The sequence below is a fragment of the Pseudomonas sp. Irchel 3E13 genome, assembly GCF_900187455.1.
Taxonomy (GTDB): domain Bacteria; phylum Pseudomonadota; class Gammaproteobacteria; order Pseudomonadales; family Pseudomonadaceae; genus Aquipseudomonas.
Genome location: NZ_FYDX01000020.1, coordinates 93,682 through 107,008, shown reverse-complemented (window position 1 = coordinate 107,008; position 13,327 = coordinate 93,682). Strand labels below are relative to the sequence as shown.

Annotated in this window: 11 protein-coding genes; 8 read left to right on the top strand and 3 right to left on the bottom strand. The window is 60.2% G+C overall.

Annotation, left to right across the window (positions count from 1 at the left end; translation table 11 throughout):
- Positions 1–235 precede the first annotated feature (235 nt).
- Positions 236–1,306, top strand: coding sequence for a cupin (locus tag CKW37_RS28280; RefSeq protein WP_231589926.1), 1,071 nt, complete (start codon positions 236–238; stop codon positions 1,304–1,306).
- Between the two features lie 16 nt (positions 1,307–1,322).
- On the opposite strand, the gene CKW37_RS28275 is transcribed toward CKW37_RS28280, so the two are convergent.
- Together CKW37_RS28275 and CKW37_RS28270 are read right to left on the bottom strand one after the other, a co-directional pair.
- The gene (locus tag CKW37_RS28275; protein ID WP_004577342.1) at positions 1,323–2,228 is read right to left on the bottom strand and encodes a LysR family transcriptional regulator; all 906 of its coding nucleotides are present in this window, start codon (positions 2,226–2,228) and stop codon (positions 1,323–1,325) included.
- Positions 2,229–2,271: 43 nt separating this feature from the next.
- Positions 2,272–3,177 (bottom strand): LysR family transcriptional regulator, encoded by a 906-nt coding sequence (locus CKW37_RS28270; protein ID WP_004577341.1) that lies wholly within the window; start codon positions 3,175–3,177, stop codon positions 2,272–2,274.
- 112 nt (positions 3,178–3,289) lie between these two features.
- On the opposite strand from CKW37_RS28270, the gene gcl reads away from it, so the two are divergent.
- The 5 genes from gcl to pyk all read left to right on the top strand — a co-directional run bounded on the left by gcl (position 3,290) and on the right by pyk (position 9,683).
- On the top strand, positions 3,290–5,065 hold the full coding sequence (gene gcl / locus CKW37_RS28265) for a glyoxylate carboligase (protein WP_004577340.1): 1,776 nt from the start codon (positions 3,290–3,292) through the stop codon (positions 5,063–5,065).
- A 13-nt stretch (positions 5,066–5,078) separates the two neighbouring features.
- Entirely contained in the window at positions 5,079–5,849 is a 771-nt protein-coding gene (gene hyi, locus CKW37_RS28260) for a hydroxypyruvate isomerase (protein ID WP_004577339.1), read from the top strand.
- Positions 5,850–5,925: 76 nt separating this feature from the next.
- Positions 5,926–6,810 (top strand): 2-hydroxy-3-oxopropionate reductase, encoded by an 885-nt coding sequence (locus CKW37_RS28255; protein ID WP_004577338.1) that lies wholly within the window; start codon positions 5,926–5,928, stop codon positions 6,808–6,810.
- Positions 6,811–6,991: 181 nt separating this feature from the next.
- Positions 6,992–8,272, top strand: coding sequence for a glycerate kinase (locus CKW37_RS28250; protein WP_004577337.1), 1,281 nt, complete (start codon positions 6,992–6,994; stop codon positions 8,270–8,272).
- On the top strand, positions 8,262–9,683 hold the full coding sequence (gene pyk / locus CKW37_RS28245) for a pyruvate kinase (protein ID WP_004577336.1): 1,422 nt from the start codon (positions 8,262–8,264) through the stop codon (positions 9,681–9,683). The genes CKW37_RS28250 and pyk overlap by 11 nt, the downstream gene beginning before the upstream one ends.
- Positions 9,684–9,731: 48 nt before the next feature.
- On the opposite strand, the gene glcC is transcribed toward pyk, so the two are convergent.
- Positions 9,732–10,511 (bottom strand): transcriptional regulator GlcC, encoded by a 780-nt coding sequence (gene glcC, locus CKW37_RS28240; RefSeq protein WP_004577335.1) that lies wholly within the window; start codon positions 10,509–10,511, stop codon positions 9,732–9,734.
- Between the two features lie 259 nt (positions 10,512–10,770).
- On the opposite strand from glcC, the gene glcD reads away from it, so the two are divergent.
- Positions 10,771–12,270: a glycolate oxidase subunit GlcD gene (gene glcD, locus CKW37_RS28235; protein ID WP_004577334.1), complete on the top strand. Its 1,500-nt coding sequence runs from the start codon at positions 10,771–10,773 to the stop codon at positions 12,268–12,270.
- Positions 12,270–13,322, top strand: a complete 1,053-nt coding sequence (glcE, locus tag CKW37_RS28230) for a glycolate oxidase subunit GlcE (RefSeq protein ID WP_004577333.1) — start codon at positions 12,270–12,272, stop codon at positions 13,320–13,322. Before glcD ends, glcE begins: the two co-directional genes overlap by 1 nt.
- The last annotated feature ends 5 nt before the right edge of the window (positions 13,323–13,327 follow it).

Below are 13,327 nucleotides of genomic sequence, written 5' to 3'. Positions count from 1 at the left end.
ACCGGAACTGGTATTCGTTTTTGCAGGTCCTCACAGCCCAAAGCTCAGTGCAATAGGTTGAAGGTACAACCTTCGAAGATGGCGCATACATACTTGGGCTTGATCCTCACTGGTTCCGGGGGCTGACAAAGGCATACGGCGCTATAGCTGTTTTTGAATCCTTCGCCATCGAGCAAGAGCACGGCCTCGTCTGCATACGAAGGTGCCGTCCAATATGTGGGGGTGTCATTATCCAATGATGGTACGGCTGTTCACATCCCCTACTGGCACAACACCTATGCTCTTTGGGGGCTTAATCCTCCTCCCCCACGTTTGTACAGTGACCTCGCACCACCGCTTTCATCGTTTATCAAGAGGTCATACCGTGAACAAACCCCTGAACGAGCAGATCATCTCAGCACGTCCGAGCTACTTAGCCGAAGCCGAATTCTTCGAGTACAGCAAAGCTGCCAATCCCATTGGCGCGAAGCTGATCTCTCGGGTGCCGTACCATACGTTTCCGGCGTCCCTATGTCAGGAGGGCGAGTCTCGAGTCATACCACTGGACTTAAGCCAAGCACTGGGTTGCGAAGGACCTGCCACGGGGCCGGGGCTGTGCGCTAACTTCGTACGAGTACTTGCTGGCGACAGCTTGCATCTAGCTCCTAACGCCACCTCGCAAGTGCTCTACGTCATCGAGGGTGAGGGTCGGTTGACCTATGACAAATCCACCTTCGAGTGGCATAAAGGCTGCTTCGTTGCGCTGCCGGCCATGCATGCGAGCATCCTTCAGGCGTCTAGCGACAGCCGATTCTACTATGTGCACGACGAACCGCTGCTTCGTTACCTGGGCGCCACACGCAGTGAGGACCGTTTTGCACCGACGCTGTATGCCAGCGAGGTCGCCAACGCCCACTTGCGCCAAGCCGCCGCCGACCCGCGGGCCAAGGACCGCAGCCGAGTCAGCATTCTGCTCGGTAATCGTAACTTCCCGCAAACTCGCACCGTCACCCACGTGCTTTGGGCGATGTATGGCCTGGTCCCGGCTGGTGCCGTGCAGAAACCCCACCGACACCAGTCCCTCGCGCTGGACTTTATCGTCGACTGCCCGCCAGGTTGCTACAGTCTGGTCGGTACACAACTCGACGAAGCCGGTGAAATCGTTAACCCGACTCGGGTCGACTGGACCCCAGGCCTGGCTTTCGTCACCCCGCCCGGTTACTGGCATGCCCACTACAATACTTCCGATCGTGAGGCGCTGCTGATCCCGATCCAGGACGCAGGGCTGCAGACCTGGTTGCGCGCCTTAGATATCCGTTTCAGTTGAGTACTGTGGCCGGCACTCAAAGACGCCAGTATGGAGCCTCGCCAATGCGTTGCACCATGAAGTCGATGAAGCTGCGCACCTTAGAGGAAACGATCCGTTTCGGCGGATAGATAAACCACAGCGAGGTACCTACCTCTCCAGGCTGGCACTGCCATGCTGATAACCAGCGCACCAACGTGCCTTGGCGGATCGCCGTAGCGACCAGCCAAGCCGGCAGCAGGACGGGGCCCTGCCCCGCCTGCGCGGCGACTAGCTGAGCCTCAAGGTCGTTGGTTCGCAACGTAACCGTGTGACTTTGCCGGACTGTCTCGCCAGCGTGGCTCCAATACAGGTCCAGACGTTGGCTGGACGCAATGAAGCCTTGATCCGCCAGGGCCTCTGGATGCTCTGGTCCGCTCGGCTCATGCCACAATGAGGGCGCGGCGCACAGCACCCACTGCTCGTCAGCAATCTTCCTGGCTTTAAGCGAGGAGTCCGGCAAGCAACCGAGACGTATTGCTAAGTCGGCTCCGGCGTCGATGAGATTGACCTGACTCTCCTCACAGGTGAGATCGACTTGGATTTGTGGAAATCGCGCCCTGAACTCGCTCAGCGCCGGCACGATGTGGTGCCGGGCAAACGCCGGTGGTGCGTTAAGTTGGAGCACGCCACGGGGCTCGTCATTCAACGAAGAGGCTGCGGCGCGCGCGACTTCCAGTTCATCCAGCACGCGCTGAGCATGTACCAGGAATGTTCTCCCGCCCTCTGTCAGCCTCAGCGCGCGGGTTGAGCGATTAAACAAAGCAATACCCAGGTCCGTCTCTAAGTCTCTTACGTACCGAGAAATAGTTGAGGCCTTCACCTCCAGTCGTTCTGCCGCCCGTGAGAAGTTGCTCTGCCGCGCCGCCTCGACGAAGGCATTCAAAGCACTGAAATAATCCAAACCCCGACCTCTATAGCATCCATAGGGTGCATCGCTGCCCCCATCACTGTTCCCAATATCCGGGGCTCTGGTACACCAGCTTCAGGTACTCAATAAAATGCCGCACCTTGGCTGGCAAGAAGCGCTGCTGTGGATACACCGCTTGGATATCGTAGTCATCGAGGGCAAAGTCATCCAGAACCGTGACCAGTTCGCCGCTTAGCAACTCCTTCTGAATCTCCCACGTCGAGCGCCAGCCGATCCCCAAGCCTTGGCGCATCCATGAGAACAGCAGTTCGCCATCGTTACACGCGAGACTGCCGCTGACCCGCATCGCTACCTGTCGGCCATTCCGCTGGAATACCCAGCCCCGTTGCTGGCCGCCCTGCAAAGTAAATGCCAAGCAATTGTGGTCGGCCAGGTCCTCCAGGGTGGTCGGACGGCCATTCCGGGCAAAGTATTCAGGAGTGCCACAAACTACCCGACGATTGCTGAACAACTTGACCGCTACATAGTTCGGGTCGGTTACCCCGCCAATGCGGATGCTCATGTCGTAGCCCTCGCTAACCAGATCGACGAGGCTGTCGGTGAGGTTGAACGAGAGCTTCAAGTTGGGAAACTCTTGGTGAAACCCCAATGCGTGCGGGGCAACGTGAACTCTGCCAAAAGAAGCGGGCGCCGAAACCATCAGGTTGCCTTTGACCATAGAGCCGCAGCCACTGATATCGGCCTCCATGTCGTCAAAATCACGCAGCAGTAACCTAGCGCGCTCCAGCAATTGCTCCCCAAGTTCGGTCAGGCGCAAACCCCGAGTCGATCGGTGCATCAGTTTCACGCCCAAGCGTTTCTCCAATGCATCTAGTCGCCTACCGAGTATTGCCGGGGTCACCCCTTCGCTCAGCGCGGCAGAAGCGAAGCTGCCCTTCTGGGCAACCTGAACGAAGCTATGTAGCTCTGTGTACCGTGCCATTCGATACCTTTCATATCGACAGAAAACATTTTTCAGGTGTTCTAACGCACGCAAGCCTAATACAGACTGACCTCCACTACAAAAATTATCGACCCGTGCGAAGGAGTACACAATGGCCAAAATGAGAGCAATCGAGGCCGCCGTTCTGGTGCTGCGCCGTGAAGGTATCGATACCGCATTCGGTATCCCCGGAGCCGCAATCAATCCGTTCTACGCTGCCTTGAAAAAAATTGGTGGAATCGACCATGTATTGGCCCGCCATGTCGAGGGTGCCTCGCACATGGCCGAGGGCTACACCCGTACCCACGCAGGTAATATCGGCCTGTGCATCGGCACATCCGGCCCGGCTGGCACCGACATGGTCACTGGCCTGTACAGCGCCTCGGCAGATTCCATTCCGATTCTCTGCATCACAGGGCAAGCCCCTCGAGCTCGACTGCACAAGGAAGACTTCCAGGCCGTCGACATCACCAGCATTGTCAAACCGGTGACCAAGTGGGCCACTACTGTGCTGGAGCCGGGTCAGGTGCCCTATGCCTTCCAGAAAGCTTTTTACGAAATGCGCAGTGGCCGGCCCGGCCCAGTACTGATCGACCTGCCATTTGACGTGCAGATGGCCGAGATCGAGTTTGACATCGACGCCTACGAGCCGCTACCGGTGCACAAGCCCCAAGCCAGTCGCGTTCAGGCCGAGAAGGCTCTTGCCATGCTCAATGCCGCTGAGCGCCCGCTGATCGTCGCCGGTGGCGGTATCATCAACGCCGACGCCAGTGACAAGCTGGTGGCCTTCGCCGAACTGACCGGCGTGCCGGTAATCCCTACCCTGATGGGCTGGGGAACCCTGCCCGATGACCACCCGTTGATGGCGGGCATGTGTGGCCTGCAGACCTCGCACCGCTACGGCAACGCTACCCTGCTCGAGTCGGATCTGGTGTTCGGCATCGGCAATCGCTGGGCCAACCGCCATACTGGCTCTGTCGACGTCTACACCGAAGGCCGCACGTTTGTGCACGTGGACATCGAACCGACCCAGATCGGTCGTGTGTTCACCCCGGACCTCGGCATCGTCTCCGACGCAGGCGCCGCCCTCGATGTATTCCTCGAGGTAGCTCGCGAGTGGCAGGCCGCTGGCAAGCTCAAGGACCGCAAAGCCTGGGCTGAAGCCTGCCGTGAACGCAAACGCACCCTGCAACGCAAGACCCACTTCGACGAAGTGCCGGTCAAGCCGCAACGGGTATACGAGGAAATGAATCGTTTCTTCGGCAAGGATACTTGCTACGTCAGTACCATCGGTCTGTCGCAGATTGCCGGCGCCCAGTTCCTGCACGTGTACAAGCCGCGTCACTGGATCAACTGCGGCCAGGCGGGGCCGTTGGGTTGGACCATCCCCGCTGCTCTCGGCGTGGTGAAAGCCGATCCAGAGCGCCAGGTCGTCGCGTTGTCTGGTGACTACGACTTCCAGTTCATGATCGAGGAACTGGCGGTGGGCGCACAGTTCAACCTGCCGTACATCCACGTGCTGGTGAATAACGCCTACCTCGGTCTGATTCGCCAAGCCCAGCGTGGTTTTGACATCGACTACTGCGTGCAGCTGTCGTTCGAAAACGTCAACGCGCCAGAACTGGGTAGCTACGGCGTGGACCACGTGACCGTGGTTGAGGGCTTAGGCTGCAAGGCCATCCGTGTATTCGACGCGAACCAGTTGCCCGCCGCCTTCGCCCAGGCCCGCGAACTGATGGAAACCTTCCGCGTACCGGTGGTGGTCGAGGTAATCCTGGAGCGCGTCACGAACATCGCCATGGGTACTGAGATCAACGCCATTAACGAATTTGAGGCGCTGGCTACCAGTCGAGCCGACGCCCCTACTTCCATCCTGCCACTGGACTGACCCGGAGCCGATCATGCCTCGTTTTGCCGCTAACCTGTCCATGCTGTTCACCGAGGTGGACTTCCTGGACCGTTTTAAAGCCGCCGCCCAGGCCGGATTCCGTGGTGTCGAGTACCTGTTCCCCTACGATTACCCCGTAGAGGAGATCCGCGCCCGCCTGGATGCCAACCAACTGCAACAGGTGCTCTTCAATCTGCCCGCTGGCGACTGGGCTAAGGGTGAGCGTGGTATCGCCTGCCTGCCGGAACGGGTCGAGGAGTTCCGTGCCGGCGTCGACATTGCCATTGAATACGCCAAGGTGCTGGGTAACACCCAGGTTAACTGTCTGGCTGGCATCACGCCGCAGGGTGTAGACCCGTTCATGGTGCAAAACACCCTGCTCGACAACCTCGAGTACGCTGCCGACCGCCTCGAAGCGGTGGGCATCAAGCTGGTGATGGAGATGATCAATACCCGTGACATCCCCGGTTTCTACCTGAACACCACGAAGCAAGCGCTGGAGATTCGTGAACAGGTCGGCAGCCCAAACCTGTTCCTGCAGTACGACATCTACCACATGCAGATCATGGAAGGGGACCTGGCACGCACGATGGCAGCCAACCTCGCTGCGATCAACCACATCCAGTTGGCCGACAATCCTGGGCGCAACGAGCCCGGCACTGGCGAGATCAATTATGCGTTCCTGTTCGAACACCTGGACCGCATTGGCTACCAAGGCTGGGTGGGCGCGGAATACAAGCCACTGACAACAACCAAAGCGGGGCTCGGCTGGCTCAAGGCCTGATCGAGACCAAAGCCCCCATACAGTTCCGTGACACGTAACTGTATGGGGTCAATAAATAGAAAAGAGGCAATTTCTCATGGCTAAAATCGGTTTCATCGGCACTGGTATCATGGGCAAGCCCATGGCCCAAAACCTGCAAAAAGCAGGTCATGAACTGTTCGTTTCTACCCACCATGACCCGGTGCCCGCCGACCTCATCGCCACACCACTGCCCAGCCCAAAAGCGGTGGCCGAAGCAGTTGAGTTCATCATCGTCATGGTGCCCGACACCCCTCACGTTGAGGATGTTCTGTTTCGTCAAAACGGTGTAATCGAGGGCGTGGGCGAAGGCAAGGTGGTGATCGACATGAGTTCGATCTCACCAACCGCCACCAAGGTTTTCGCCGAGAAGGTCAAGGCCACCGGCGCTGCCTACCTCGACGCCCCAGTGTCCGGCGGCGAAGTCGGTGCCAAAGCCGCGACCCTGAGCATCATGGTCGGTGGCTGCCCGAACGCCTTCGAACGCGCTCTGCCGCTGTTCCAGGCCATGGGCAAGAACATCACCCGCGTCGGTGGTAACGGTGACGGCCAGACCGCCAAGGTCGCCAACCAGATCATCGTCGCCCTGAACATCCAGGCCGTCGCCGAAGCGCTGCTGTTCGCCGCCAAGAACGGCGCAGATCCTGCCAAGGTACGTGAAGCACTGATGGGCGGCTTCGCCTCCTCGAAGATCCTCGAAGTGCACGGCGAGCGCATGATCAAGGGCACCTTCGACCCAGGCTTCCGCATCAGCCTGCACCAGAAGGACCTGAACCTGGCCCTGCAAGGCGCCAAGGAACTGAACATCAACCTGCCCAACACTGCCAACGCGCAACAGGTGTTCAGCACCTGCGCGGCCATCGGTGGCAGCAACTGGGACCACTCCGCACTGATCAAAGGCCTTGAGCACATGGCCAACTTCTCGATCCGCGACGAGAAGTGATTCCCTAGCGACTACAGCGGTTTCTTCGCTGGAAGTTCGCAAAGCGTCCAGCACTGTCTGACTTGCGACCACGGGTCAGGCAGCGGCAATGAGCAATACCCGCCCTTGGTTCGGCCTGCACGGAGGCAGTTCCAGGGGCGTTTTCGATTCTGCAGAACAACAAGAATTTTGGGAGCCTGCCATGTCGGTCGATCCGCAAAAAATCCTTCGCAAGCTGTTCGATACAGCCATCAACGCCGCGCATCCCCGCCAGGTGCTCGAAGCCCATCTGCCCAGCGACCGCACCGGCCGCGTCATCGTCATCGGCGCTGGCAAAGCCGCCGCAGCCATGGCCGAAGTGGTCGAGCGCAGTTGGCAAGGCGACGTCTCGGGCCTGGTGGTCACCCGCTACGGCCACGGCGCCAACTGCTCGAAGATCGAGGTGGTCGAAGCCGCCCACCCGGTACCGGACGCCGCGGGCCTGGCCGTTGCCAAGCGCGTGCTGGAGATGGTCAGCAACCTCACCGAAGACGACCGTGTCATCTTCCTGCTTTCCGGCGGTGGCTCTGCCCTGCTGGCCCTGCCCGCCGAAGGCCTGACCCTGGCCGACAAGCAGCAGATCAACAAGGCGCTGCTCAAGTCCGGCGCCACCATCGGCGAGATGAACTGCGTGCGCAAGCACCTCTCGGCGATCAAGGGCGGCCGCCTGGCCAAGGCCTGCTGGCCGGCCACGGTCTACACCTATGCGATTTCCGATGTACCGGGCGACCTCGCCACGGTCATCGCCTCCGGCCCCACCGTGGCCGACCCGAGCACCAGCGCCGAAGCCCTGGCGATCATCAAGCGCTACAACATCGCCGCACCAAAAGCGGTGATCGACTGGCTGAACAACCCGGCTTCGGAAACCGTCAAGGAAAACGACCCGGCCCTGGCCCGCAGCCACTTCCAGTTGATCGCCAAGCCCCAGCAGTCGCTGGACGCCGCCGCCGTGATCGCCCGCAAGCACGGCTTCAGCCCGTTGATCCTTGGCGACCTGGAAGGCGAGTCGCGTGAAGTGGCCAAGGTGCACGCCGGCATCGCCCGGCAGATCCGCCTGCATGGCCAGCCGCTGGCCGCGCCCTGCGTGATCCTTTCCGGCGGCGAGACCACCGTGACCGTGCGCGGCAACGGCCGTGGCGGGCGCAACGCCGAGTTCCTGCTGAGCCTGACCGAAAGCCTCAAGGGCCTGCCGGGCGTCTACGCCCTGGCCGGTGACACCGACGGCATCGACGGTTCGGAAGAGAACGCCGGGGCGATCATGACCCCCGACAGCTACGCCCGCGCCCAGGCCCTGGGCCTGTCGGCCGCCGACGAGCTGGACAACAACAACGGCTACGGCTACTTCGCCGCGCTGGATGCGCTGATCGTCACCGAGCCGACCCGCACCAACGTCAACGATTTCCGCGCCATCCTGATCCTCGAGACTGCCCAACATGACGCCTGATAAAAAAGTAAAGATCCTTGCCACCCTGGGCCCTGCGATCAAGGGCATCGACGACGTACGCCAGTTGGTCGAGGCCGGGGTGAACATCTTCCGCCTCAACTTCAGCCACGGCGAGCACGCCGACCATGCGATGCGTTTCAAGTGGATCCGCGAAGTGGAAAGCCAACTGAACTACCCACTGGGCATCCTCATGGACCTGCAAGGTCCGAAACTGCGCGTTGGCCGCTTTGCCGAAGGCAAGGTCCATCTGCAACGTGGCCAGTCTCTACGCCTGGACTTGGATGGCACGCCGGGCGATGAGCGTCGAGTTAATCTGCCGCACCCTGAGATCATCGCCGCCCTGGAGCTGGGCATGGATCTGCTACTGGACGATGGCAAGTTGCGCCTGCGGGTGACCGCCAAGCACGCTGATGCTATCGACACCGAGGTGCTCAATGGTGGCGAGCTGTCCGACCGCAAGGGCGTGAACGTGCCGCAGGCGGTGCTCGACCTCTCTCCGCTCACCGAGAAAGACCGCCGCGACCTGACCTTCGGCCTGGAACTGGGCGTGGACTGGGTGGCGCTGTCGTTCGTGCAGCGCCCGCAGGACATCGTCGAGGCGCGCCAACTGATCGGCGACCGTGCCTTCCTCATGGCCAAGATCGAGAAACCGTCGGCCGTTACCCAACTGCGCGAGATCGCCGAACTGAGCGACGCGATCATGGTCGCCCGTGGTGACCTAGGTGTGGAAGTGCCGGCCGAAAGCGTGCCGCAGATCCAGAAGAGCATCATCACCATCTGCCGCCAGTTGGGCCGCCCGGTGGTCGTTGCGACCCAGATGCTCGAGTCCATGCGATTCTCCCCTGCCCCGACCCGCGCTGAGGTCACGGACGTAGCCAACGCCGTGGCCGAAGGTGCGGACGCGGTGATGTTGTCGGCCGAGACTGCCTCGGGTGACTACCCACTGGAAGCGGTGCAGATGATGAGTAAGATCATCCGCCAGGTTGAAGCGGGCCCGGATTACCAGGTGCAGTTAGACGTTGGACGGCCTCAGGCCGAGGCCACTGTCTCGGATGCGATCAGTTGTGCGATCCGCCGGATCAGCGGCATTCTGCCGGTGGCGGTGCTGGTGAATTATAGCGAATCAGGGGCGTCGACCCTGCGTGCCGCCCGTGAGCGCCCGAGAGCTCCTATCCTCAACCTGACACCAAATCTGAACACAGGTCGACGTCTGAGCGTCGCCTGGGGCGTCTATTCGGTCGTCAATCAACGGTTGCGGAAGGTCGAGGATGTTACGAGTACAGCACTCTCTCAAGTGCAATTGCTGGAAATGGCCAAGCCCGGCGACACGGTTGTCATAACCGCCGGTATGCCGTTTGGACGCCTTGGCAGCACCAACACGTTACGCATAGAACAAATTCCCATGAGCTAGGACCCTCAGGCCATAGTCCCGAGCACAGGCGCTTACAAGCGCCTGTTTTTATTTCCAACCTTCCAGGCGCATAGTCGCTCGAACCAGGCGTTGTTCTTCTTGCTCAATCTCTTGCAGGTTGTCACGGACGCTAGTGATGTGTTCTCGAGCAGCTCGTTGGGCCTGTTCGGGTAACTGCTCCATCACCGCATGGTAGAGCCGAGAGTGCTGGCGATCGATCTGCCGTTTCTGCGCTGGCCGACAGTAGAGATTATTGACGGAAGCAAACACCGTGCTGAGCGTCAAATCGCTGAGTGACTGCAAGGTGTGCACTAAGACCGGGTTATGCGAAGCCTCACTAATCGCTCTGTGGAAGGCATGGTCGCGCCGGGCGTGCTCACGTGGGTCATGGGATTCTGGATTCTCATGGGCGTCTACCATCTCGTCGTAGCGACGTTTGATCAGCACCCGATCAATATCAGTCGCACGTAGTGCGGCCAGTCTGGCCGACTCTGCTTCAAGAAGTGCTCGCACTTCCAGCAGGTCGAACAGCGTCCGCGGTTGTGAGCTAAAAAGGTGCATCAAAGGGGTCGCATTACCTGTCCTACTCAAATCTGCAACGAATGAACCCCGCCCTTGTTCGGTCTCAACAATGCCTCTGCCACGTAGCACTCGCAAACCTTCCCGTAATGCTGATCGCGAGCATCCCAGCTTCTCCACCAGACGTCGCTCAGAAGGCAATGCCTGGCCAACCTTGAGTACACCATCGACGATCAGCTTTTCGATACGTTCGGCCACTTGATCGGCGATCTGTACTTTTTCATGCTTCTGCGAAACCACGGTGTTCATTGCCACCTCTCAACTGGTAGGACCAGCTTCTTATTGTTATCTCGTTAGAGAAAGATTTTCACGCAAAAACCTCTCTACCACCACATTCATTTTAGCCATGCGGCAAAAAAGTGGTCCTACCAGTTGGCGTGCTCATCGACTCCCCGCGATAGAACGAGCAGCCTAATCTCGACTTCGGTCTGGTGAGCCAGCGTCGTATGGGTGATCCCCCCAGGCGCCCCGGCCACGCCAAAAAACAACAAAAATACAAGTGAGCCTTATGAATATTCTCTACGATGAGCGAGTCGACGGTGCCCTGCCGCGGGTCGACAAGGCTGCCCTGCTTTTTGAGCTACAAGAGTCCCTTCCAGATCTGGAAATCCTCCACAGCCAAGAAGATCTCCTTCCCTACGAGTGTGATGGTCTTTCCGCCTACCGTGTGGTTCCGCTGTTGGTGGTACTGCCTAAGCGGATCGAGCACGTCCAAGCCCTTTTAAAGATTTGTCATGCCCGTCAGGTCCCGGTGGTCGCACGCGGCGCTGGCACAGGTCTATCCGGAGGCGCCCTGCCACTGGAGCAAGGCATTCTGTTGGTAATGGCCCGCTTCAACCGAATCATTGAGGTCAATCCCGAAGGTCGTTACGCACGGGTTCAGCCCGGTGTTCGTAACCTGGCGATTTCTCAGGCGGCTGCGCCTCATGGGTTGTACTACGCACCTGATCCTTCCTCACAGATCGCTTGCTCAATCGGCGGCAACGTCGCCGAGAACGCAGGTGGCGTGCATTGTCTGAAGTACGGTTTAACCGTACACAACCTGCTCAAGGTTGAGATTCTCACCATCGAAGGCGAGTACATGACCTTGGGCAGCGATGCGCTAGACGCCCCAGGGTTTGACCTGTTGGCGCTGTTTACTGGTTCTGAAGGCATGTTGGGCATTGTCACTGAGGTGACTGTCAAACTGTTGCCCAAGCCCCAGGTCGCACGCGTTTTGCTGGCTAGCTTCGACTCGGTGGAAAAAGCCGGGCGCGCAGTTGGCGATATCATCGCCGCCGGCATCATCCCCGGGGGGCTGGAGATGATGGACAACCTGTCTATCCGCGCCACGGAGGACTTCATTCACGCCGGTTACCCCGTGGACGCTGCTGCCATCCTGTTGTGCGAGCTTGACGGCGTAGAGTCCGACGTGCAGGAGGACTGCGAATGCGTCGAGGCAGTGCTTCGGGCTGCGGGCGCGACCGACGTGCGTCTGGCCTGCGATGAAGCCGAGCGCGCGCGCTTCTGGGCCGGACGCAAGAACGCCTTCCCGGCGGTGGGGCGCATCTCTCCAGACTATTACTGCATGGACGGCACCATTCCACGCCGTGAGTTGCCGGGCGTGCTCAATGGCATCACGGAGCTTTCGGAACAATACGGTTTGCGTGTCGCCAACGTATTCCATGCCGGCGACGGCAATATGCATCCGCTGATTCTCTTCGATGCCAACCAGCCTGGTGAACTGGAGCGTGCCGAGGCGTTGGGCGGGAAGATCCTCGAGCTGTGCGTGGCAGTCGGTGGCAGCATCACCGGTGAGCACGGTGTGGGCCGCGAGAAAATCAACCAGATGTGCGCGCAATTCAACAGCGATGAGCTGACCCTGTTCCACGCCGTCAAGCACGCCTTCGACCCGCAGGGCCTGCTCAACCCCGGCAAGAATATCCCTACCCTGCACCGCTGCGCCGAATTTGGCTCGATGCACGTGCACCACGGCAAGTTGCCCTTCCCTGAACTGGAGCGCTTCTGATGCGACACGATCACGACGCTAGCGCTGCCCTGCTGGAGCAGGTCAATCAGGCGCTCAACGAACGCACGCCTCTGCGCATTCAGGGCAGCAACAGCAAGAATATGCTTGGCCGTCCGGTCACGGGCGAGGTGCTTGATACCCGCAGCCACCGCGGGATTGTCAGCTATGACCCCACCGAGTTGGTACTAACCGCCCGCGCCGGTACGCCGTTGGTGGACATCGAGGCCGCGCTCGACGCCGCCGGCCAGATGCTGCCTTTCGAGCCACCGCATTTTGGCCCTGGAGCCACCCTCGGCGGCATGGTCGCCGCCGGACTTTCCGGCCCACGCCGCCCTTGGGCCGGCTCGGTACGGGACTATGTACTGGGCACCCGCGTTATCACCGGTCACGGCAAACTGCTGCGCTTCGGTGGTGAAGTAATGAAGAACGTCGCTGGCTACGATCTCTCGCGGCTGATGGCGGGTAGTTTCGGGTGCCTGGGGGTGTTGACCGAAGTGTCGCTGAAGGTGCTACCCAAGCCGCGCAAGTGCCAGAGCCTGCGCTTGGAAATGGACCTGCACCAGGCCTTGGGCGAGCTGGCCGAATGGGGCCAGCAACCGATACCGATCAGTGCAGCCTCCTACGACGGGCATGCCCTGCACCTGCGCCTGGAAGGCGGCGAAGGCTCGGTGGCCTCCGCGGTCGAGCGTCTGGGAGGTGAGGACCTCGATGGTAGTTATTGGACTGACCTGCGTGAGCAACGCCTGGGCTTTTTCGAGGCCCCTCAACCGCTGTGGCGCCTTTCGCTGCCACACAACAGCGCGCCGATCGAATTGCCAGGCAGGCAGTTGCTGGACTGGGGGGGCGCACAGCGCTGGTTGAAGTCCGACGTCCCCGCAGAACTGATTCGCCAGGCGGTAGCCCGCATCGGCGGTCATGCGACTCTTTATGAATCAGATCCGGCGTCGTTCCATCCGCTGGTGGCACCGCTGCTGCGCTACCACCGCAATCTCAAGTTGCAACTCGATCCCCAGGGCATCTTCAACCCGGGCCGCCTGTACGCCGAAGTCTGAGAGTG

Coding starts and splice junctions, on each gene's coding strand:
- CKW37_RS28280 (WP_231589926.1), top strand. CDS start 236: ATGATGGTACGGCTGTTCACATCCCCTACTGGCACAACACCTATGCTC.
- CKW37_RS28270 (WP_004577341.1), bottom strand. CDS start 3,177: ATGGCACGGTACACAGAGCTACATAGCTTCGTTCAGGTTGCCCAGAAG.
- gcl (WP_004577340.1), top strand. CDS start 3,290: ATGGCCAAAATGAGAGCAATCGAGGCCGCCGTTCTGGTGCTGCGCCGT.
- hyi (WP_004577339.1), top strand. CDS start 5,079: ATGCCTCGTTTTGCCGCTAACCTGTCCATGCTGTTCACCGAGGTGGAC.
- CKW37_RS28255 (WP_004577338.1), top strand. CDS start 5,926: ATGGCTAAAATCGGTTTCATCGGCACTGGTATCATGGGCAAGCCCATG.
- CKW37_RS28250 (WP_004577337.1), top strand. CDS start 6,992: ATGTCGGTCGATCCGCAAAAAATCCTTCGCAAGCTGTTCGATACAGCC.
- pyk (WP_004577336.1), top strand. CDS start 8,262: ATGACGCCTGATAAAAAAGTAAAGATCCTTGCCACCCTGGGCCCTGCG.
- glcC (WP_004577335.1), bottom strand. CDS start 10,511: ATGAACACCGTGGTTTCGCAGAAGCATGAAAAAGTACAGATCGCCGAT.
- glcD (WP_004577334.1), top strand. CDS start 10,771: ATGAATATTCTCTACGATGAGCGAGTCGACGGTGCCCTGCCGCGGGTC.
- glcE (WP_004577333.1), top strand. CDS start 12,270: ATGCGACACGATCACGACGCTAGCGCTGCCCTGCTGGAGCAGGTCAAT.